At 71.4% G+C, this 21899-nt stretch carries 18 protein-coding genes; 11 read left to right on the forward strand and 7 right to left on the reverse strand.

Going from position 1 to position 21899, the window contains the following annotated elements; genetic code table 11:
- Window positions 1–51 precede the first annotated feature (51 nt).
- From CAP_RS33320 to CAP_RS33350, 7 genes are all read left to right on the forward strand, one after another.
- Window positions 52–912 carry a patatin-like phospholipase family protein gene (locus tag CAP_RS33320; protein WP_044248229.1) on the forward strand — a complete coding sequence of 287 codons (861 nt, stop codon included), beginning with the start codon at window positions 52–54 and terminating at the stop codon, window positions 910–912.
- Complete coding sequence (locus tag CAP_RS33325) at window positions 909–1484, forward strand: MogA/MoaB family molybdenum cofactor biosynthesis protein (RefSeq protein WP_044248231.1); 576 nt, start codon at window positions 909–911, stop codon at window positions 1482–1484. Before CAP_RS33320 ends, CAP_RS33325 begins: the two co-directional genes overlap by 4 nt.
- On the forward strand, window positions 1481–2740 hold the full coding sequence (locus CAP_RS33330) for a molybdopterin molybdotransferase MoeA (RefSeq protein WP_044248233.1): 1260 nt from the start codon (window positions 1481–1483) through the stop codon (window positions 2738–2740). The genes CAP_RS33325 and CAP_RS33330 overlap by 4 nt, the downstream gene beginning before the upstream one ends.
- A gap of 93 nt (window positions 2741–2833) precedes the next feature.
- Window positions 2834–3946, forward strand: coding sequence for a glutamine-hydrolyzing carbamoyl-phosphate synthase small subunit (gene carA, locus CAP_RS33335; protein WP_044248279.1), 1113 nt, complete (start codon window positions 2834–2836; stop codon window positions 3944–3946).
- 2 nt (window positions 3947–3948) lie between these two features.
- Window positions 3949–7362 (forward strand): carbamoyl-phosphate synthase large subunit, encoded by a 3414-nt coding sequence (gene carB / locus CAP_RS54315; protein WP_044248234.1) that lies wholly within the window; start codon window positions 3949–3951, stop codon window positions 7360–7362.
- Complete coding sequence (locus tag CAP_RS33345) at window positions 7359–8015, forward strand: hypothetical protein (RefSeq protein WP_044248235.1); 657 nt, start codon at window positions 7359–7361, stop codon at window positions 8013–8015. The genes carB and CAP_RS33345 overlap by 4 nt, the downstream gene beginning before the upstream one ends.
- A gap of 107 nt (window positions 8016–8122) precedes the next feature.
- Entirely contained in the window at window positions 8123–9457 is a 1335-nt protein-coding gene (locus CAP_RS33350) for a hypothetical protein (RefSeq protein WP_044248237.1), read from the forward strand.
- Between the two features lie 155 nt (window positions 9458–9612).
- On the opposite strand, the gene CAP_RS33355 is transcribed toward CAP_RS33350, so the two are convergent.
- From CAP_RS33355 to CAP_RS46100, 5 genes are all read right to left on the reverse strand, one after another.
- Window positions 9613–10791, reverse strand: coding sequence for a DUF2169 domain-containing protein (locus tag CAP_RS33355; protein WP_044248238.1), 1179 nt, complete (start codon window positions 10789–10791; stop codon window positions 9613–9615).
- 5 nt (window positions 10792–10796) lie between these two features.
- Window positions 10797–11447 carry a hypothetical protein gene (locus tag CAP_RS33360; protein ID WP_044248240.1) on the reverse strand — a complete coding sequence of 217 codons (651 nt, stop codon included), beginning with the start codon at window positions 11445–11447 and terminating at the stop codon, window positions 10797–10799.
- Entirely contained in the window at window positions 11444–12514 is a 1071-nt protein-coding gene (locus CAP_RS33365; protein WP_044248242.1) for a DUF2169 domain-containing protein, read from the reverse strand. Before CAP_RS33365 ends, CAP_RS33360 begins: the two co-directional genes overlap by 4 nt.
- Before the next feature lie 4 nt (window positions 12515–12518).
- Complete coding sequence (locus tag CAP_RS33370) at window positions 12519–14705, reverse strand: type VI secretion system Vgr family protein (protein ID WP_052376473.1); 2187 nt, start codon at window positions 14703–14705, stop codon at window positions 12519–12521.
- A 126-nt stretch (window positions 14706–14831) separates the two neighbouring features.
- Entirely contained in the window at window positions 14832–16100 is a 1269-nt protein-coding gene (locus tag CAP_RS46100) for a hypothetical protein (RefSeq protein WP_156041364.1), read from the reverse strand.
- A 481-nt stretch (window positions 16101–16581) separates the two neighbouring features.
- Here CAP_RS46100 and CAP_RS33385 point away from each other — a divergent pair, with 481 nt between their 5' ends.
- The 3 genes from CAP_RS33385 (at window position 16582) to CAP_RS54325 (ending at window position 18283) form a co-directional block, all read left to right on the forward strand.
- On the forward strand, window positions 16582–17055 hold the full coding sequence (locus CAP_RS33385; protein WP_197041465.1) for a hypothetical protein: 474 nt from the start codon (window positions 16582–16584) through the stop codon (window positions 17053–17055).
- A 311-nt stretch (window positions 17056–17366) separates the two neighbouring features.
- Window positions 17367–17939 carry a hypothetical protein gene (locus CAP_RS54320; RefSeq protein ID WP_231511834.1) on the forward strand — a complete coding sequence of 191 codons (573 nt, stop codon included), beginning with the start codon at window positions 17367–17369 and terminating at the stop codon, window positions 17937–17939.
- Between the two features lie 11 nt (window positions 17940–17950).
- Window positions 17951–18283, forward strand: coding sequence for a hypothetical protein (locus CAP_RS54325; protein ID WP_231511835.1), 333 nt, complete (start codon window positions 17951–17953; stop codon window positions 18281–18283).
- 118 nt (window positions 18284–18401) lie between these two features.
- Here the strand turns inward: CAP_RS54325 and CAP_RS33395 are convergent, their stop codons facing one another.
- Window positions 18402–18830: a hypothetical protein gene (locus CAP_RS33395; RefSeq protein WP_044248253.1), complete on the reverse strand. Its 429-nt coding sequence runs from the start codon at window positions 18828–18830 to the stop codon at window positions 18402–18404.
- A 492-nt stretch (window positions 18831–19322) separates the two neighbouring features.
- Between CAP_RS33395 and rtcA the strand changes: the two genes are divergently transcribed.
- Window positions 19323–20351: an RNA 3'-terminal phosphate cyclase gene (gene rtcA, locus CAP_RS33400; protein ID WP_044248255.1), complete on the forward strand. Its 1029-nt coding sequence runs from the start codon at window positions 19323–19325 to the stop codon at window positions 20349–20351.
- Between the two features lie 564 nt (window positions 20352–20915).
- Here rtcA and CAP_RS33405 read toward each other — a convergent pair.
- Window positions 20916–21794, reverse strand: coding sequence for an alpha/beta fold hydrolase (locus CAP_RS33405; protein ID WP_044248281.1), 879 nt, complete (start codon window positions 21792–21794; stop codon window positions 20916–20918).
- Between the last annotated feature and the right edge of the window lie 105 nt (window positions 21795–21899).

The raw sequence follows: 21899 nt of genomic DNA on the forward strand, positions 1-21899 counted from the left end.
AAAGCCACCGCCGGTGACCATGGCGCATCTTTCGGTGTAGGCTCCGCGCCCATGATGCGCGCGCTCTCGCTGCCCGGATGCGCCTGTCGGGGTGCTTTCCAGTTCGCCGTCATGGCACGGCTCGCCGAGGCCGGAGAACGGTTCGATCTCGTCGCCGGAGCCTCCTCCGGATCCATCTGCGGCGCGGTCACCGTGGCCGGCCTCTCGGTCGATGGCCCCGCCATGTGGCGCTCCATGGCGAAGACGCCCGTCACCTCGCTCCGTTACCTGCGGGGTGAGCGGAGCATCTTCGGCATGAGCCACATCCTCCGCGGCGCCCTCGAACGCTACTGCCCCGAGGAGAACCTCCACCACACGGACGCCGAGCTGCTCGTCGCCACGACGCGCGCCCTCCCCTTCGCCCGGGGCTCCTTCGACGCCTTCCTCCGCCGCCGGCGCGGCGACGCTACCCCGCCCGGCGCACCTCCCGGCCTCGTCGTCCACTCGAACCGTACCCGCCGCGACATGCACAGCGTCATCGTCGCGAGCTGCTACATCCCCGTCATCTACGCCCGCCCCACATGGCTCGATGGCGAGCTGCACGTCGATGGCGGCGCCGCTGACAACACCCTCATCGACGCCCTCGTCAACCGCGGCGCCGAGGACATCACCGTGGTCACCCCCTACCCGGAGGGCGTCGTGGCCCGGACCATCTTCGCCCCCGAACGCCCCCCCGAGGTCCCCTCGCACGTGCGCCTCCGCCTCATCTACCCCGAGCGCCCCCTCAGCCAGCGCCGCTTCGACTTCGCGCCCGGCCCCATGGAGGAGGCGCTCAACATGCCCCACCGCATCCGCATCATCGAGGCCACGGTGCGCCGCGAAGCGCCCCCCACCGACACCACGCCCAGCTCCTCTGCATCCTCCGCCCCATGAGCTCCAGTACCCACCCTCCCCACCCTCTCCACCCTCCCCACCCCGCCGCACCCCTCCGCGTCGCCACCCTCACCCTCAGCGACACCCGCACCCCCGACGACGACGACGGCGGCCGCCTCCTCGGCGATCTCCTCCGCGCCGCCGGCTTCGCCGTCGTCTCCCACGCCATCCTCCGCGAAGAGCCCGCCCTCCTCGCCGAGACCATCGCCCGCCTCTGCGACGAGGGCACCGCCGACGCCATCGTCCTCACCGGCGGCACCGGCATCGCCCCGCGCGACCGCACCATCGAGGCGCTCACCCCGCTCCTCGAAAAGACCATCGACGGCTTCGGCGAGGCCTTCCGCCGCCTGAGCTGGGACCAGATCGGCCCGAACGCCATCCTCTCCCGCGCCCTCGCCGGCGTCGTGCGCGGCCGCATCGTCGTCGCCCTCCCCGGCAGCCCCAAGGCCCTCGATCTCGCCGTCACCCGCATCCTCGCGCCCGTCCTCCCCCACGCCGTGGCCCTCGCCTCCGGCCGCGGCGGCCACCACCACCACGGCGACAAGGCCGCGCGCACCGAGCCCCGCGGATGATCCCCTTCGAGCAAGCCCTCACCCAGCTCCTCGCCTCCGCGCGCCCCCTCGGCGCCGAGCGCGTCTCCCTCGACGACGCCGCGGGCCGCGTCCTCGCCGAGGACATCGTCGCCCCCGACGCCCTGCCGCCCTTCGACCACAGCTCCATGGACGGCTACGCCCTCGCCTCCGCCGACCTCACCGGCCCGCCGCCCCACAGCCTTCCCGTGCGCGGCGAGAGCGCGGCCGGCGGTCCCCTCCCCTCCCTCGACCCCGGCGCTGCCTGCCGCATCTTCACCGGCGCCCGCCTCCCTGACGGCGCGGACACCATCGTCCCCCAGGAAGACACCGAACGCGCTGGCGACACCCTCACCCTCCGCGACACCCCGAAGCCCGGCACCTGGATCCGCCGCCGCGGCGCCGACCTCGACGCTGGCACCGTGGCCCTCTCCCGCGGCACCCGCCTCACCCCCGGCAAGGTCGCTCTCGCCGCCGCCCTCGACAGGCCTCAGCTCCTCGTCGCCCGCCGCCCCCTCCTCACCCTCCTCTGTTCCGGCGACGAGCTGCGCTCCCCGGGCATCCCCGGCCCCAAGGGCTCCATCCCCGAATCCAACGGCTACTTCGTCGCCGCCGCGGCCCGCGCCGCAGGTGCCATCGTCCGCATCGCCCCCTTCGTCCCCGACGACGCCGCCGCCGCCATCGCCGCCGCCGCCGAGGCCCTCCGCGGCGCAGACCTCGTCGTCACCATCGGCGGCGTCAGCGTCGGCGATCGCGACGTCATGCGCCCCGCCCTCGAAGCTGCAGGCGTCACCCTCGACTTCTGGCGCGTCGCCATCAAGCCTGGCAAACCCCTCTGCGTCGGCCGCGCCGCCACGCCCTCCGGCGCCCCCGTCCACGTGCTCGGCCTCCCCGGCAACCCCGCCTCCGCCGCGCTCACCTTCACCCTCTTCGGCCTCCCCCTCCTCCGCGCCCTCCAGGGCGACGCCGCCGCCCTCCCCCCGCGCCTCTCCGTGCGCGTCGCTGGCACGCCCACCGGCACGCCCGCCGGCGTTCTCCGCCGCCAACCCGGCCGCGCCGAGTTCCTCCGCGCCCGCCTGGACGTTGACACCAGCGACGGCTCCCACGCCGGCGAGCTCGTCGCCCGCATCCTCCCCAACCAGGCTTCCGGCGCCGTCACCAGCTTCGCCGAGGCCGACGCCCTCGTCCTCGTCCCCGCGGAGCACGACCGCGTGGACGACGGCGCGCGCCTCTGGGCCATCCGCCTCACCGACGCCTGAACCGACCCTCGCCCTCACGACGCAACGCGGCACGCGGTTGCACGGCAGGCCGGCTTGGCCGATAGTCCCGCCGCCTTGATCAACCCCTACCGGATGAAGCTCGTCCTCGAGGACGGAACCACCCTGGCAGGCACGAGCTTCGGTGCACCGCGCGCGGTCACCGGAGAGGTCGTCTTCAACACCGGCATGACCGGCTATGTCGAGACCCTCACCGACCCCTCGTACCGCGGCCAGATCCTCACGCTCACCTACCCCCTCGTGGGCAGCTACGGCGTCCCCGCCCCCCGCGCGCCCGGCAGCATCGCCGCCCCCTACGAGGCCGACCGCATCCAGGTCCAGGGCCTCATCGTCCAGAGCTACGTCGAGCGCTACAGCCACCACGCCGCCGTCCGCTCCCTGGGCGCGTGGCTCACCAGCGAGGGCATCCCCGCCATCACCGGCATCGACACCCGCGCCCTCACCCGCAAGCTCCGCGAAGCCGGCACCATGAAGGGCTGGCTCCTCCCCGACGGCCACGACCTCGATCGCACGAGCGCCCACGCCGTCGACATGAAGGAAGAGGTCTTCCGCGCCGTCGCCCCCGCGGCGCCCATCCTCTACGAGGGCGGCAAGCTCCGCGTCCTCCTCGTCGACGTCGGCGCCAAGGACAACATCGTCCGCTCTCTCCTCGAACGTGGCGCCACTGTCGACCGCGTCCCCTGGCACGCGCCCCTCGCCGAGCGCGCCGCCCTCGCCGACGGCATCCTCATCAGCAACGGCCCTGGCGACCCCAAGGACCTCGGCCCCCTCGTCGCCCAGATCCGCGCGCTGCTCGCCCACTACACCCGCCCCATCTTCGGCATCTGCATGGGCAACCAGATCCTCGCCCTCGCCGCGGGCGGCGACACCTTCAAGCTTCCCTACGGCCACCGCGGCGTGAACCAGCCGGTCCAGGACCTCCTCACCCGCCGCTGCTACGTCACCAGCCAGAACCACGGCTACGCCGTCAGGAACGACTCCCTCCCCGCGGACTGGGAGCCCTGGTTCGTCAACATCAACGACGGCACCAACGAGGGCATCCGCTCCCGCGTGCGCCCCTTCTTCAGCGTCCAGTTCCACCCCGAGGCCAGCCCCGGCCCCCAGGACGCGAGCTACCTGTTCGACGACTTTTTGCGCCTCTGCGGCGCCATGTCCAACCACGCTGACACGCCCCGCGGAGCCCCCTGACCATGTACGGCGCCTACCTCCCCAAGAAACCCCGCCGCGTCCTCGTCCTCGGCTCCGGCGCCCTCCAGATCGGCCAGGCCGGCGAGTTCGATTACTCGGGCTCCCAGGCCATCAAGGCCTTCAAGGAAGAGGGCATCGCCACCGTCCTCGTCAACCCCAACATCGCCACCATCCAGACCAGCCAGGGCCTCGCCGACAAGATCCACCTCTGCGCCGTCACGCCCGACCTCGTCGAGCGCATCATCCAGAAGGAAGAGGTCGACGCCATCGCCCTCTCCTTCGGCGGCCAGACCGCGCTCAACTGCGGCCTCGAGCTCTCCGACGCCGGCATCCTCGACCGGTACGGCGTCCGCGTCCTCGGCACCCCCATCCGCGCCATCCGCGACACCGAGGACCGCCGCCTCTTCATCGACCGCCTCGACGAGATCGGCGTCAAGACCGCGCGCAGCCGCGCTTGCCGCACCCCCGCCGAGGCCATGCAGGCCGCCCGCGAGATCGGCTTCCCCGTCATGCTCCGCGGCGGCTACGCCCTCGGCGGCAAAGGCAGCGGCATCGTCGAGAACGAGCACGCCCTCGCCGAGGCCGTGCAGCGCGGCTTCGCCGGCGGCGTCCCCCAGGTCCTCGTCGAGGAGTGCCTCCGCGGCTGGAAGGAGATCGAGTACGAGGTCGTCCGCGACGCGCGCGACGGCTGCGTCACCGTCTGCAACATGGAGAACCTCGACCCGATGGGCATCCACACGGGTGAGTCCATCGTCGTCGCCCCCTCGCAGACCCTGAACGACCACGAGTACCAGCTCCTCCGCAGCGTGGCCCTCAAGACCGTGCGCCACCTCGGCATCGTCGGGGAGTGCAACATCCAGTACGCCCTCGACCCGAAGAGCGCCGACTACCGTGTCATCGAGGTCAACGCCCGCCTGAGCCGCTCCAGCGCCCTCGCCAGCAAGGCCACCGGCTACCCCCTCGCCTACGTCGCCGCCAAGATCGCCCTCGGCTACACCATGCCCGAGATCCCGAACGCCATCACCCGGCGCACCACGGCGTTCTTCGAGCCCTCGCTCGACTACCTCGTCTGCAAGATGCCCCGCTGGGACCTCGGCAAGTTCCGCGGCGCCTCGCTCCGCATCGGCAGCGAGATGAAGAGCGTCGGCGAGGTCATGGCCATCGGCCGCACCTTCCCCGAGGTCATCCAGAAGGCCATCCGCATGCTCGACATCGGCGTGAAGGGCCTCGATCCCCTCGCCTTCCAGCTCCCCGACCTGCGCGACCAGCTCGTCAACGCCACCCCCTTCCGCATCTTCGCCGTCGCCCGCGCGCTCTGGGAGGGCATGAGCGTCGACGAGATCCACGACCTCACCCGCATCGACCGCTGGTTCCTCCACCAGATCGAGCCCATCGTCGACATGCACCGCGAGCTGTCGGCCCTGCGCCCCGCGCCTCCGCCCCCGCCGCCCCGCCCTTCCCAGGCCCATGCGGCCGCGCACGCCGGCGCGCACGCTCCCTCCTCTTCCCCTGGCGCCTCCCTGCCTGCGACGACGCCCTCCACGGCGCCTCCCGCGCCCTCCGCGCCGCCCACGCTCCCCATGCAGCACGCGCTGCCCGAGCCCCGCGTCGACGACTACCTCGGCGAGGACACCCTCCGCCGCGCCAAGCAGCTCGGCCTCAGCGACCGCATGATCGGCACCCTCACCGGCGCCCCGCGCGGCTCCATCCGCCGGCTGCGCAAGCGCCACGGCATCCTCCCCCACCTCGCGCAGATCGACACCCTCGCCGCCGAGTTCCCTGCCGAGACCAACTACCTCTATTCGAGCTACCACGCCTCCGCGACCGACGTCCCGCCCTCCTGGCGCAAGAAGATCATGGTCCTCGGCTCCGGCGCCTACCGCATCGGATCGAGCGTCGAGTTCGACTGGTGTTGCGTCAACGCCATCCGCGCAGCCTCCGAGCTTGGGTACGAGACCATCATGGTCAACTACAACCCGGAGACCGTCAGCACCGACTACGACACCTGCGACAAGCTCATCTTCGACGAGATCAGCTTCGAGAGCGTGCTCGACATCTACGAGCGCGAGCAGCCCTACGGCATCGTGGTCAGCATGGGCGGGCAGGTCCCCAACAACCTCGCCCTCCGCCTCCACGAGGCAGGCGCCCGCATCCTCGGCACCACCGCCGCCAGCATCGACGCCGCCGAGGACCGCCGGAAGTTCAGCGATCTGCTCGACAAGCTCGGCATCGACCAGCCCCGCTGGGCCCACGTCACCGACGTCGACGCCGCGCTCGACATCGTGAACCAGATCGGCGGCTTCCCCGTCCTGGTCCGCCCGAGCTACGTGCTCAGCGGCGCCGCCATGAGCGTCGCCCACGAGCCCAACCAGCTCGGCAGGATCCTCGCCCGCGCCAAGGCCGTGGGCCCGACGCACCCCGTGGTCGTCTCCAAATTCGAGTCCCACGCCCGCGAGGTCGAGATCGACGCCGTCGCCGATCGCGGCGAGATCATCCTCTCCGCCATCAGCGAGCACATCGAGGACGCCGGCGTCCACAGCGGCGACGCCACCCTCGTCCTCCCCCCGCAGTCGCTCTACATCGCCACCCTGCGCCGCGTCCGCCGCATCGCCCAGCAGATTGCCCGCGCCCTCTCCATCACCGGCCCCTTCAACATCCAGTTCCTCGCCAAGCTCAACGCCGTCAAGGTCATCGAGTGCAACCTGCGCGCCTCGCGCAGCTTCCCCTTCGTCTCCAAGGTCACCGGCGTGAACTTCGTCGCCGAGGCCACCCGCCGCATGCTCGGCGTCGCCCGCAAGGTCGACAGCCCCGGCCTCGACCTCGACTACGTCGCGGTCAAGGCCCCCATGTTCTCCTTCTCGCGCCTCACCGGCGCCGACCCCATGCTCGGCGTCGAGATGTCCAGCACCGGCGAGGTGGGCTGCTTCGGCGACGACCTGCACGAAGCCCTCCTCCACGCCCTGCTCGCCACCGGCTTCCGCTTCCCCCAGAAGGGCGTGCTCCTCTCGCTCGGCCCCCTTCAGGACAAGTACTGGTTCGCCGACGAGGCCCGGGTCATCGCCGAGCACCTCAAGCTCCCCATCTACGCCACGCCCGGCACCGCCGAGGCCCTGCGCAGCCTGGGCATCGCCTGCACCTCCCTCGCCAAGCAGGGCGACGAGGGCGAGACCGCCATGCAGGCCCTCGACGAGGGCAAGGTCGACCTCGTGATCAACGTCCCCGTCGAGTACGACCAGTTCGGCCGCCCCGACGGTTACCTCATCCGCCGCCGCGCCGTCGACCTCGGCGTCCCCCTCTTCACCGATCTCCAGCTCGCCCGCGCCATCATCGAGGCCCTGCGCTCGAAGCGCAGCCAGGACCTCAAGGTCATCGCCTACGACGAGTACCTCGCCCGCAGCCCGGTGGCGCTCACGTGAGCGACCCGCGCCGCCCGACCCACACCCCCCAGCCCCTCGCTGTGGCGGACGAACCTCCCGCCGCACCAGCGCCATCTGCCGGCGAGCCCCTCCGCGCTGCGCCGCACCAGCACGCTGCGCCGCATCAGCACGCTGCGCCGCACCAGGATCCGACCCCTGCGCTGCTCGCGCACGTGGAGGCGCCGCGCGAAGGCGCCGACGTCACCCTCACCTCTGGCCGTCGGTACGAGATCACCGCCGGTGGAGCCGCCGACCGCCTCGTCATCCGCGGCCGCCGGGGCGAGGTCGTCCTCCGCATCGAGGTCACCGACGCGGGCCCCGTTCTCTCCTTTTCTGGCGCCGAGCTCGAGCTCTCTGGCGCCCGCCGCATCGCCCTCGCCGCCCCGGAGGTCGAGGTCCGGGCCGACCACGCCTTGACGCTCGCCAGCGGAGGATCCCTCCACGAGCACGTGACCGGTGACCGCCATGCCACCATCGGCGGCACCGCGCGCACCGAGGCCGCCGCCGTGGCCGTCCAGGCCAGCGAGGGTCACGTCGAGGTCCTCGCCATGCGCAAGATCGCCCTCGACGCCGAGCGCATCGGCCTGAACGACAACCCCACACCCGAACCTTTTCCCTGGTCACGGCTCGCACGCGACGCCGAGGACGACTGACGACGACTGACGACGACTGACGACTGACGACAATCGACGACGCCAGGCGACGAACTGACGTCCCCTGGCCTTCCCGACGGCTGAGGCGGACGCTACGATCAAGCACCATGGGAGAGGAAGCCCTCCGCGACCCGCTGTTCGACGACAGCGACGATCCGCCGCTCGACGTCAACGCCTGGATGGAGATCTCGGTCGCCCGCCTCAAGCGCGATCGCGAGACCCGCGCCGACATCCTCGCGCGCGCCGGCGTCACCGAGGAAGCCTGGCAGGAGGCCGACGACCACTGGACCCGCCTCCTGCTCGACGAGGTCTCCGCCGGCAAACCCCAGCGCGCCGCCACCTACGGAGCCCGCTGCGCCGCCGAGCTACGCCGCCGCGAGGGCACCTCGCTGCCGGCCCCCGAAGCGGACGCGGACCTCGACCCCTTGCCCGCAGTGCCTCCCCCCGAGCTGGCCGCGCTCACCGGCATCGACGTCGCCGCCGCCCAGGCGCCCGCGGAGCCCTCGCCCATCCAGGCTGCCCTCGCCAGGTTCGCCCTCGCCGACACCTCCCCCGAACTGGCCGCGGTCCGCCTCCCCGACCCCCAGCCGCAAGGGGACATCGCCCCCCCACCCCTCGGCGCCGTCGTGCTCGCTGCCGCCGCGGATCCACCCCGCCAGGTCTTCGTTCCTTCCTACCTCAAGGCCGGTGCCCCCGACGCGCAGCCACACGCCTCGCCGTCCCACGCCGCGCACTCGACCCCTTCCCTGCCCCTCCATGCCGCGCCCGCGCCCGCGCCCGCGCCCGCGCCCGCGCCCGCGCCCGCAGCACCTGCGGCCGTCGTCAACATGCCGCACGTGCCCCACATACCGCCCGCGCCGCCCGCGCCGCCCGCGCCGCAAGGCACGCCGCGACCCCAGGTCGCCATGCCTCCCCGCGTCATCCACCCTGGCGCCGTCACCACGGACGCCTTGCCCATCCCTCGCGGCGCCCCCCTGCCCTTCACCAAGTCCCCCGCGGGCGCCGAGCCGTCCCGCATGGCCCAGCCCACGCCCGCTTCTCCTGCAGCGCCCCCATCCTCCGAGCGCCTCCCCCACCGCGCCCTCGGCGAGACCACCGCGCTCCCTGAGGGCATGCTGAAGGACGCCCTCCCCCTCGCGTTCCAGGCCAGGAGTGACGCCCCGAAGCCCGCCCCCACGGCCTCGAACCCTCCTCCCAGCGCGCAGCCTCCCCAGCCCCTCCCCACGCTGACGCTCGAACAGTACGCCGCCATGTGCGCCGAGTCGTCCGTCGCTGGCGCCTCCATCGAGCAGGCCCTCGCCCGCTACGGCCTCCCGAGCCTCGACGTCTGGCGCGCCGTGGACCGCGCCTGGCAGGAGCAGCTCGCGCGCGACCCCGCGCTCATGCAGCGCTGGCGCCACCTCACCGGCCGCTACCGCGAGATGTTCCAGAACCGCGGTTGAGCCTCCACCGCGGGGGAACACGCCCTCAGCGCACCCCTGACCTCACCTCGTCGCGCCCTCGCTGCGCCTCTGACCTCACCTCGTCGCGCTCTCACCTCGTCGTGCTCTCACCTCGTCGCGCTCTCACCTCGTCGCGCTCTCACCTCGTCGCGCTCTCACCTCGCCCACTGCGCGTTCACCTGGACCTCCGCGAGCGCCTCGTCCGGGTACACCATCGCCACCTCCAGCGCCGCGCCCCAGGTCAGCGTCACCCGGTCGTCGTCCGGCTCGATCAGCACCGTCGCGAGCCGCGGTGAGAGCGCCCGCGCGCCCACCCCAGGTAGCGTCAGCGACAGCGACGGCCTGTCCGCCGGCAGATCGAACTCCGCGTACTCGCGCTCGCGGTGCATGTTCCAGAGCTTCACCCGCTCGCTGCCGGTCAGCGCGTGCGACCCGAGCCCCGGCGGCGCGCACTGATAGGCCCGCGGATCCCCGGCCGGCAGCGGCGACGCCGGCTCCTCCAGATCCTCGGCGCGGATCGCCCCCGCCTCCACCTCGTACGGCCTCCGCCGCGGCGGGTTGAAATCCGGCCGCAGGATGAACAGCGTCCGCGGGAACCAGAAATAGTCGACAGGCGCGTAGCACGCGGACACCGGCCCATCGATCCAGCCGAGCAGATCGGGGATCGCCAGCCTCCCGGCGTCGAGCGGGTGCGCCGCGTCCTCCAGGTTCGGCGCCAGCGTGCCGACCAGCCGCTCCTCCGCCCCTTCTCCGAGCAGGTAGCCGCGGCCTGCGTAGTTGCGCGGATACACGAGCTTGCCGTGCGGCACCTCGGGTGCGGCCGCGCGCCGGCGCGGATCCAGCTTGCCCCGCGGCTCCGGGAAGCGCCGCGCCTCCTCCACGAGATCCCGCCCCCCGTAGGCGCGGTCCCAGGTGAGCGGCATCTCCGTGAACCCCTCGGCCTCTCCGAAGCGCAGGCGCCCGTCGTCCCCACGCCCGATGCGCCGGTCGCCCTCCACGTGGATCGCCTTGCGCACCGGCCCCACCTCCAGCGCCGTGTCGAGTGCCCGCACCTTTCCTTTGCGCGAGCGCGCCGAGCCGAGGAGCAGCACGTCCGTCGCCGTCTTGGCCGTCGCGAACCGATCGCTGTCGTGGAGGAGCCAGCGGGTCCCCTCGGCGCTCGTGGACGCCACCCACGAGGGCTCGGTCCACACCGGCGGCGCCTCCTGCAGCGGCTCCGCGGCGCCGCGCGCCGGGATCCGGTACGCCCGCTTCACCACCAGGCCGATCTGGAAGCCTGCGGCGGGCAGCTTGTACGAGAACAGGAAGGGGCTCGGGGCCGAGGCGTCGCTCATGACCGCTACTTCTCCCCGTCGATGGCCTTCTGCACCGCATCGCCGAGCTTGCCCGCGGGGTCGGCCCACTCGCCGAGGATCTCCGGGGCGCGGCGCAGGAGGTGCTTGACGATCACCTCGGCCAGGTCGCTCCCGACCTTCTCGAGCGCCTTGCCGACCCCGAAGCTGATCGCCGCGTCGACGGCGTAGCCGACCAGCGCGCCCACGTAGTCGCCCGGCGTCGGCTGGGTGACCACGGTGTTGAACTGGAGCGTCAGCCCGTTCGGGAGATCGATGGGGTCGTTGCAGTTCACGTTGGCCCCGACCATCCCCGAGATGCAGCACGCCAGCTTGTCCTTCTCACCGGTCACCGAGTGCACGGCAAGCTGCGCCTTGGTGCCGGAGCTGATGATGATCTTCCCGAGCTCGGGCCAGAACGCGGCGGCGCCAGGCGCAGGGCCCAGGAAGGGGATGTGCGGGACGAGGTACAGATCGAGCCCCCCCTTGGTCATCTTGTTGGTCATCGAGGTCACGGAGCTGACCCGCTTGGTCCACAGCGAGGGCGGCCAGAAGAAGAACGCCATCACCACGTGCGGCCAGACGGGGGGCAGCGGCGTGTACTTGTGGATGTCCACCGACACCATCAGCCCCATGTCGTTGTGGAAGTTGACGCTCATGCCGGGCCTCGGTCGACGACCCGCACCCACTCGGGGGCGCGGTCGGGGTGGTGGTGGAAAGCGTGAGCGTGCTCGAAGGAGACGATCCCCGTCGCCGCGTCGATGTGGATGCTGCGCAGGCTCGGGGAGATCTCCTCGTCCTGTCGCCCGCGGCGGATGCCGGCCCGCACCGGCGAGGGCGGCACCTCGAACTGGAGCCCCTCGGCGCCGGGGCCGAGCCCGTCGAGCGCGAGGCGCGTCCCCACCGGGACCTTCGGGAAGATGAGGCGCCCGGGCGCGTGGTGGAACGCGCGCAGCCCGATCCGCAGCGCGTCGGACATCACGATCCTCCCCCCCTTCTCCGGCGGCTCCGTCGCCGGGGCCTCCGCCGGCCCGCGCGGCGCCCGCATGCCGGCGAGCTGCGGGCACGCGGAGAACCCGCCGGGCTCCGGGCGATCCGTCGGGCGCCGCACGAGCTGATCGGGCAGCTCGATGCTCGGCAGGAGCTGCCCCTCCGCCGCGCGCTCGTCCTCGTAGAAGCCGACGCCCTCCGGGTTCCACGGGTACGCCACCACCATCGTCGGCATGGGCAGATCGGTCCCCGGAAACAGCCCCGGCCCCAGCGTGAACGAGCCCCCGAACGCCCGCGCGAACGAGAGCGGGATGGCGTCGAACGGGAGCGGCGCCGTCGCGGTGAGCTCGCCGCCTGGAGCCCTCCGCCAGCGCCGCTCACCGAAGACGATGAGCCGCCGGACCTCCTCCCCCACGTGCAGCACCACCGGCTGCACGAACGGCGCGCGCGGCGGCCCCAGCGCCTCGCCTGCCGCGGTCACGCTCACCCCTTGCCAGACCGGCACCTTGTCCGAGCCGGGCGGCATCGTGGGCAGCTTCGGGGGCGGCTCCGCGAGCGGGACGAGCCCGCCGTGTGCGCCGCGTGCGCCGCGTGCGCCGTGCGTCACCTGCGCGCCCTGCACCGCCGCCTCGATGCGGCAGTGCCAGGTGACCACCACCGCCGCCACCGAGAGTTCGTCGTTCACCACGCTGCGCGCCAGGCTCACCGTGTGCCGTGACTTGTTGCGGAGCAGCATGCGGCTAGCCGTTCAGCTTGATGGTCCCGGCCAGCGCGCTCACCTCGGAGGCGAGCAGCTTGATCGTCCCCGCGCACTGGATGTTCCCGCCGGCCCCGTCGATGAACACCTTGTCGGCGATGACGTAGGCCGTCCCGCCCGAGAGCACGAGCTTCGCGCCGCCCCCGCTGTCGAGCGAGATCATCCCGTCGGACACGGTGATGCTCGCGCCGCCGCTCTTCACGCTGAAGATCTGCTGGGTGAACTGGGTGAGCAGCGACGTCACCGAGAAGCCGGGGGAGTGGAACTTGTGCTGCACCCCCGCCTGCGACTTGTGGCTCCCGCCGGGCACCTTGAGGAGATCGTTGCCCGAGTTCACCAGCACCCCGCGCGACCCGTTCACGAAGATGCTCTGGTCCGCCCCGATCCACACCTTCTGCGTGCCGTCGATGTTGTGGGTCTCGTCGCCGTGCACCACGATCGCCCGGTTCTTGTCGACCGAGATGTTCTGGTTGCCGCCGACGCCGTAGTTCTGGTCGCCGCCGACCCCGGTGTTGTGCGTGGCGAGCACCGTCTCGTCGAGGTTGCGCGCCGCGTGCACCACGATCTGCTCCTTGCCCTGCAGATCCTCGAACGCGATCATGTTGTAGTTGTCGTTGCGCGGGCTCACGTAGCTCTTGATCGCGCTCCACGTCGGCCGCGCCACCGGGCTCTCCGCCGGCTTGTTCACCCCGTTGTAGACCCGCCCCGTCACGATGGGCCGGTCCGGATCCCCGTCGAGGAAGTCCATGATCACCTCCTCGCCGACCCGCGGGTTCCAGATCGCCCCGTGGCTCGCCCCGGCGAAGAGCTGGCTCACCCGCACCCAGCACGAGGTGGCCTCGATCTCGTGCCTCCCCGCGTCGATGTCCCAGTGGAACCGGACCCGCACGCACCCGATGTCCTCGGGCCCCCCCACGTTGATCTCGGCCTCCGCTGCCGAGGGCTCCGCGGTCACCACCGCCGTCTGGCTCCCCTGGATGCGCGGCCGCGGCGTCACCCGCTCCGGCCTGAACCGCGACTCCCCCTTCTCCCCGGGCGCCCCGCAGCGCAGCGCCGAGAGGTGCACCGTGTACGGGTCCTCCTCCCCCTTCGTCGAGAAGCTCCCCCGCTGCCGCAGCGTGTAGCGCACCGACGTCACCAGGTAATCGCCGCTCCACCGCCCGTTCGGGTGCTCCAGCGAGAAGATCGACCCGGCCCCGAGCATCCGGTTGCGCGCGTCGGCCGAGGCCCAGGTCCGCTCCGTGTCGAGCCGCTGCTCCCGCTTCTCCGCGAGCTTCTCCCCGAGTTCCCGCGCGTCGCCGTAGCGCCCTGGGTGCTCGTGGGTCTGGAAGTCCGTCACCCCCGCCGGTGACTGCGCGAGCAGGCTGAGGTTCGGCTTGCGCCAGTCGTGATCGTCGAGTGACGCCGAGCGCGGGCGCAGCCGGCTGCCGACGCGCACGTTCTCCACCACGTGCCCGAGGATCCCCGGCCCCATTGTCCCCGAGACCCGCTGGCGCCCGCCGTCGAAGTCCGAGAGGACGAGCACGCACTCGCCCTTCTCGTGCTCGACGTGGTACGCGATCCCCTCCTCCTCCAGCAGCCGCGAGACGAAGGCGAGATCGCTCTCGTTGTACTGCACGCAGTACGGCCGCGCCCTCCGGTCCGCGAGGCGCGACATGTCGAGGCAGCGCCAGGTGAACAGCGCCCGCGCCGGCGTGAAGCGCTCGAAGTCCCCATCGTCCTCCGCGGGCTCGCGCGCCTCGCCGCTCTTCTCCACGAGCCCCGCCCCCCACGAGGCGCGGGTGAGCGTGCTCTCGATGATCTCCTTGAGCGTCTTGTCGAGGTAGATGAGGCTCTTCTTCATCATCGTCGCGCGCACGAACGGCGGCGCGAGCTCCACCCGGTAGCGCGTCCCCCGGTCCACCTCCCCGAGCTCCTCCGCCGAGGCGATGACCCCGTGGATCAGCCGGTACGCAGGCGTGACCTTGGTCGCGATCCGCAGCGCCGCGCGCGCGCCCACGAGGTCTTCCACCCCGACATCGGGCGCGCTTTCATGACGCACCAGCTCGATCTCGAAGCTGTACGGCGCCGAGAGGGCCTCCGTCCCCCGCACCTCCAGGACGAGCAAGTGCCGCCAGGGCCCCTCGGGACCATCGGCCCCTTCCCACGCGAAGAAGACATCCTCGATCACGCGCCTCTCCTCGCTTCACCCCCCCCGCCCTGTGCCCCGCTGGCCAGGCTATCAGCCTCACGGCTCCGGCCGAAGCCTCCATGCGCCCCCGCGGAACACGCCGCGATGGCAGCGCGAGCCACGGTGCTACGGCAAAGGTGTGGCGATGGGCCGCGCGCCGATGACCGCGGCGAGGTGTGCGAGGTTCTCCGCCACAGAGGGGAGCACGGTGAGGAACTCGGGCATCTTCCGCAGCCTCGCCAGCGTGGCCGGCGTCGCGGCGCAGACCAGCCCCCCCGCGCTCGGCGTGACCTCGAACCCGGCCCCCTCGAGGGCATCGAGCACCGCCGCCGCGCCCGGCATGCGCCGGAACGACGCGACGAGACCTGCGTCGGGCGCGAGCCTGTCCGACGCCCCTGGCACCCACGCCGCGAGCAGCAGGTGGACCCCCGCCTCCTGGTACTTCGCCGGCACCCAATTGACGACGAGCAGCACCTGGTAACCGAGCGGCTGGACCCCGAACACCCGGTAGTGCTTCCCCCCGTACGTCAGCGTCTTCTCCGCGGGCCCGCCCCACCATGCGCTCAGCCACGCCAGGGGATTCGGCAGCTTCTGACCCCGCGCCTCACCGAGCACCAGGTCCGTGAGCCGCTGCGCCGCCTGCTCCGCGCGCACCTCGTTGCTCCAGGTGAACGCCCCGAACGCGAGCGACGCAGCCCCGAGCCCACCCAGCACGAGCACCGTCGGCAGTGCTCCCGAGGCCATCCCCAGCGCCACCCCCAGCACCGCGCCCCCGAAGAGGAAAGCACCCGGGAGGAGCGCCACGAAGCCCTCCAGCCGCCGCGGGGCAACCTCGGGCCACGACACGCGCTCGGCGCGGTGACGGGCGACCCGCTCCCGGACCAGCGCCGCCTCCGCGCTCGCGCTCGCGCCCGCGAGCACCGGCGGCGTGGGCAGCACCGCCGTCCCGCAGCGGCGGCACTTCGCCGTGGGATCCGCCGCATGGAACACGTGCGGCGCGCCGCACCCCGGGCAGGTGACCGGCGCCGAGATGGGGCTCACCACCGGCGCCAGCGCCGCGCGCCCCCGCACCCCCATCGTGTACAGGGCAGCGCCGACCACCGCCCCCACCACGCAGATCGGCCCCATCCAGCGCAGCGCCTCCGCCTGCACCCCGAGCGCGATCGGCAGGAAGGAGAGCAGCACCCCTCCACCCATCCCCACGGTCAAGAGGAGCCCGACCTGCTCGTTGCGCCGCGCGAGCTCCGCCCTGTCCGCGCGCTCCGCCGCCCCTGCGGCCGCCTCCCCGCGCGCCGCCGCCATCCCCGCGACCGCCGCCACCCCGTGCGTCGACAGCGCCCCCCGCAGCGGCGCCGGCACCTCCACCGCCGCGCTGCACGAGGGACACGTCACCACCGCCGCCGCGAGATCTCTTAACGCAACCGGCCCCCCGCAGCGGGGACATCGAAACGCACGCGCCTCGGTCATGACGCCGGTTGTAGCAGGCTTGCCGGGTCGACCGGGATAGCCACTTCCGGCGCCGCGCGAAGGCCAGCGCGCCGGGGCGCGCCGCGCCGCGCCGCGAGGCGACGAAGATGTCCTTAGGAATCAGCGGGAGCAGAGGCTGCGGCGTCGCAGGCGCTAGCGCCTTCGGGGCTGGCTCGTCAACTAAAGATGCGGAGCCACCCAGCCGCAGCGTCAGTCGTCCGGTCGGCGCAGCGCGGTACAGCGCGGGGTCGTCATGCCAGAAGCCATGTCCACTGTCCGAGTAGCCTCGGAGGCGCACCTGGCATTGTGTGGGTCGCCCCTTCTCGTCGAGGGTGATGTCGAAGAGGTGACACGCATGGCGCCACTTGTTTCCCTGGTCGCCCTCGTAGAGGCAACCGGAGGCCAGCTCGTGGAGCGTCTGGTCCGGGGTGCGCTGGGTGAGGATGTCCTCGTTGTGGAGGTGGCCGCGGAGGAGCAGGTCGACGTGCTTCGCGAGGAGATCGCGCGAGGTCTTCGCGTCGGCGAGATCGTGGAGCGGGTGATGGATGAGGGCCAGGCGGAAGCCGGGCAGCGCGTCTCCCCTGGCGTCCGTGGCGAGGCGGTACACCTGATCCTCGGTGAGGAGGAGCTTGCCGCTGTCGGCGTTGTCGCCGCACAACCACGCGGAGTCGAGGCCGATCACGTGGACATCGAAGGGGAGGTCGCGCACACGGCGCGTCACGCGGTAACTTCGGCGATGTCTCCCGTGAAGCAGACCAGATCGCCGGGGATGCCATCGCTGACCAGCTCGCTGAGGTTGTCCCGCCAGGCTTGCCCCAGGACACGTTTGCGCCGGAACGGTTCACTTTCTCGCGTGCCACGCTCGTGCAAATCCGAAATGTGAAGCACACGCAGGCGGTAATCGCTCATGGCTGGGTTGATGAGACGGCGCAAGGTGGTTCATGTCCAGCAGGCACCGCTGGCGTCATCGGGTGCTTCCACGCCCAGGATGCGATCAGCTCCTGCGCATCTCGTCGCCTGCCGGCGTGTTCACGACCCAGCACCTCGACCGCACTTCGGCCCGCTTCTGGACGATGGCAGCAGCGCCTCGACAGAGGACGAGCAATACGTCGTTAACCCTTAAATCGTTTCACCATAATCACTCCACCACCCCTGGCAGAATGCCGGCCCCGTTGCTAACCAATGCCCACCGCAATGGGCCAGGCTGACCTCTTCGCCAAGCAGACCTTCGCCGAGGAGACCGAGCGCGTCACGCACGGCGCGGTGGTCTGGGTGGATCCACCCGAGATCCGGCTGGAGACGGTGCGGAGCGATGGCTTCCTGGTGGTGCGCCGCTCCGACCAGCTTCCCCACCTCCCCGCGCCCTGGTCGGCGGCCAGCGGCCACGACGAAGTGAGGGTCGAGGTGAAGATGCCCGGCGATCACCTCGGCATGTCCGAGGTGGAGCGCGCGCTCCTGCGCCGTCAGGCGCGGCAGGTGCAGCGGGTGGAGGAGCACGAGCCACGCTGGCCGGGGGACGAGCCGCTCTGGATGGTGGCGCCTCACCTGCCGGCGTGGCTCTGGCAGGTGCGCTCTCCCGAGCGCTTCGCCCCTGGCTGCTACCGCATCGCGCCGCTGGGGCACTGGCTGGTGGGGATCGCGGCCAACGAGCTTCCTCTGGAGGAAGCTCTGCTGCCTTTTCTGGTCGCCCGTTCCGGTCGGGCGCGTGACGAGTTCATCCTGTGGGTGGCTGACCGGAAGCCCCTGGACTGGGTCTTCAGATGCTAGAATTTGCACCGATGTCGTCCGTCACCCGAGAAGAGCTGGAGCGCAGGTTCCCGCCCACCGACGACCCGGAACGGCTCGCCAACCGCTGGCAAGTCATCGACCTGCTGCTCGCCATCACCCCCCAGGTGAAGCAGGAGCTGCACGAGGGCGGCGTCAAGGAGGGCGTCGAGACGGGAGAGCTGAAGGCGACGCGCTCGGCCCTCCGCCGTGTGCTTGCGAAGTGGCACTTGACCCTGAGCCCCGACCAGGATGCACGCATCGAGACCTGCACCGACCTCACGGTGCTGCAGCGGTGGCACGATCAGGCCCTCTCCGCGGCGAGCACCTGGGAAGCGCTCCGGTAGCATTACCGAGGGCGCGTGCGACTTCGCCGTGTTCACGGCCGGAGTGGCTGGCGACGTCGGGCGCGCGCGCCGTGGAGGACATCCTGAGCCGAGCAGCCGCCGTCCGACCTTAAGGGGGTCACTTCACGCGGACGGAGAAGGTGTTGTCGCTCAGATGCTCGTACATGGCTTGCGCGAAGTGAGGGGCGCCGGGCTTGGGTGTTGCGCCGGCCAGCGCGCCTCGCTCCCCGTTCTCGTCGGGCAGGTGGAACTTGATGTAGAGGCCCTCTCGCTGCGCCTCCGCCATGACGGCATCCAGCCTTGCCTGGAAGCTGTCGCGGAGCGCTTGTTCTTTCGTCGTGTACGCGACGCGAGCGAGCTTGTTCTCTTCGAAGACCAGCTCGGCGACCACCTCGTTGCGGGCGCTCACCTGGAGCGTCCAGTTGCGCGACGCGTCCGGGCCGGCCTCCGAGCTGCCAGGAGAGAGCGTCGCTCGATCGCAGGCCGAGGATGCCAGCGCGACGAGGAGCAGAGAGCGCCCGAGCATGCGCCTGGTGAGCTGAGACATGGTGGACTCCGATGAGCAAAGGGGAGGCGCTGAACCTGCGTGAAGGACGCCACAGACGTCCCTCCTCCAGCAATGCTAGGACCGGTCCCCGCGTTCACAGAAGCCGAAACGTCGTCCGAGCTGGCCGGGCTCCGCCACCAGAGGACGCGACGCGCCCGGCGCGATGCCCGTGATGCCCGCGTTCTCCCACGCCTGCGGGGAACCACGCCGGACATGCCATGATGAGCCTCTCCACATACGAACGCGCAACGCTTGCAGGCGCGCATCGCATTGCGTTCAACGGCATGAACGCGTGCGTGTGTATCGACACACCAAGCCTGGCAGCATGCCGCACGCGTTGCTAACCAATGCCCACCGCAATGGGCCAGGCCGACCTGCGGCGAGCGCCGGTGAGGCCCTCCCGTAGGCGCTGGCCTGGCGGAGTCGCCGCCGGGTCTGGCATCGGGCTGGAGAGGCAGACGGCGCGCGGGGATCTGTCGTAGACAAGAGCGGATGCTGACGATCGACGGATCCGCGGGTGAAGGCGGGGGGCAGATCTTGCGGACGTCGCTCGCGCTGTCGCTGGTGACGCAGACGCCGGTGCGGATCACGCGGGTGCGGGCGGGGCGGGCGAAGCCGGGGCTGGCGCGGCAGCACCTGACGGCGGTGATGGCGGCGGCGCGGGTGGGGTGTGCGGAGGTGACGGGGGCGGCGCTGGGGTCGACGGAGGTGACGTTCAGGCCAGGGGCGATCGTGCCGGGGGTGCACCAGTTCTCGGTGGGGACGGCGGGGAGTGCGACGCTGGTCTTGCAGACGGTGCTGCCGGCGCTGCTCTCGGCGGAGGGGGGGTCGCAGCTCCTGCTGGAAGGCGGGACGCACAATCCCATGGCGCCGCCGTTCGATTTTCTGGAGCGTGCGTTCCTGCCGCTGCTGGGAAGGATGGGGCCGGCGGTGATGGCGACGCTGGAGCGGTACGGGTTCTATCCGGCGGGGCAAGGGCGGGTGCGGATCACGGTGGAGCCGGCGCCGCTCGGGCACCTGTCGCTGCTCGAACGGGGGGAGATCCAGGAGCGGCGGGTCGTGGCGCGGGTCGCGAACTTGCCGGCGCACATCGCGGCGCGCGAGGCGGAGGCGGCGGCGAAGGTGCTGGGGTGGGAGCCGCGGTGCTTCCACGAGGAGGTGCTGACGGACGTGGCGGGGCCGGGGAACGTGGTCACGGTGGAGATCGCGAGTGAGCACGTCACGGAGGTGTTCTCGTCCATCGGGGAGCGGGGGGTGCGGGCGGAGGTGGTGGGGGAGCGGGTGGCGCGGGAGGCGCAGGCGTACGTGGAGGCGGAGGTGCCGGTGGGGGAGCACCTGGCTGACCAGCTCCTCCTGCCGATGGCGCTCGGAGGTGGGGGCGCGTTCCGCACCGTGGCGCCGTCGTCGCACACCACGACACATGCGGCGCTGCTGGAGCAGGTGCTGGGCGTGAAGACACGGTTCGAGCAGATCGGCGAGAAGGCGTGGCACGTGGAGGTGAAGGGCACGTCAGCCGGCTGATGTGCCGCGTCACGCGCGGAGTCGTGGGGCCAGAGGGGGTGCTGTTCCGTCCGAAGTGGGGCAGCCAAGGACAGTGACCGTGTGCTGGCAGACATGAGGTCGAGTCTCATAGGACACGACGTCTCGTCCCGAGGACTAGAGGTCTCGTCCCGAGGACTAGAGGTCTCGTCCCACAGGACTAGAGGTCTCGTCCCCACAGGACTAGAGGTCTCGTCCCAAGGACTAGAGGTCTCGTCCCAAGGACTAGAGGTCTCGTCCCACAGGACTAGAGGTCTCGTCCCACAGGACTAGAGGTCTCGTCCCGGAGGACTAGAGGTCTCGTCCCACAGGCCTAGAGGTCTCGTCCCAAGGACTAGAGGTCTCGTCCCACAGGACTAGAGGTCTCGTCCCCAGAGGACTAGAGGTCTCGTCCCGAGGACTAGAGGTCTCGTCCCACAGGACTAGAGGTCTCGTCCCGAGGACTAGAGGTCTCGTCCCGGAGGACACGAGTAAGCCGACGAGGCGCGACGGCATGGTGTTCTGTGGGTCGGCCGGACAGCGACGGGAGCCTTGCTGGGACAGGCTCTAAGGTTGCTGCAGGAAGGCGAGGAGGTGCTCGTTGACCTTCTCGGGGCGGTCGTAGTGCACGAAGTGGCCGGCGTCGGGGAGGTAGGTGACGCGGACGTTGGGTGCGGCGGCGGGATCCGGGGTGGCGAGTTCGGAGCCGAGGACGCTGTCTTGCTCGCCCCAGATCACCAGGGTGGGGGTATCGACGCGGGGGGGGTTGTGGGCGGCGCGGAGGCTGCTCGGGAGGAAGATGGCGCGGTAGTAGTTGATCGCGGCGGTGAAGGCGCCGGGCTGTCGCCAGGCTTCCAGGTAGCGCGCGAGATCGTCCTCGCTGACGGCGTCGGGGCGCTGCATGTCCTTCTTGAAGAAGGAGCGGGGTAGCTCGAAGTCGTTGCGCTGGATGAGCAGCTCGGGGAGCTTCGGGAGCTGGAAGAAGAACATGTACCAGCTCTTGCGGAGCTGGCGCGCGGTGCCGAAGGCGCGGAGCAAGCGCTCGGGGTGCGGGGCGTTGAGGATGACCAGCTTGTCGAGGAGCTGGGGGTAGTGCATCGCGAAGCCCCAGGCGATGCCGCCGCCCCAGTCGTGGCCGACGACGGCGGCGGCGCGCGCTTCGCCCGAGGCGCGGATGAGGGCCGCGATGTCGGCGGTCAGCTCCTCCATGGTGTAGGCGGAGATGCCCGCGGGCTTGTCGGAGAGGTTGTAGCCGCGCATGTCGGGGGCGATGACCCGGAAGCCGGCGGCGACGAGGGCGGGGATCTGATGGCGCCACGAGTACCAGAACTCGGGGAAGCCGTGGAGGAGCACGACGAGCGGGCCCTCGCCGGCCTCGACGTAGTGCAGGCGGACGCCGTTCCGCTCGGTGTAGCGATGGGAGAGCTTGGATTCGTCGAGGTTCATCATGCGCCTCCTCCGGGACTCGTGGCCCGGGTACGCCGTACCTAGTACTCCGTTTCCCAGGTGCGTCCCGTGGACTTTGGTTCGACGCGCGCGAAGAGACAGGGG

The sequence above is a fragment of the Chondromyces apiculatus DSM 436 genome, from assembly GCF_000601485.1.
Lineage (GTDB): Bacteria > Myxococcota_A > Polyangia > Polyangiales > Polyangiaceae > Chondromyces > Chondromyces apiculatus.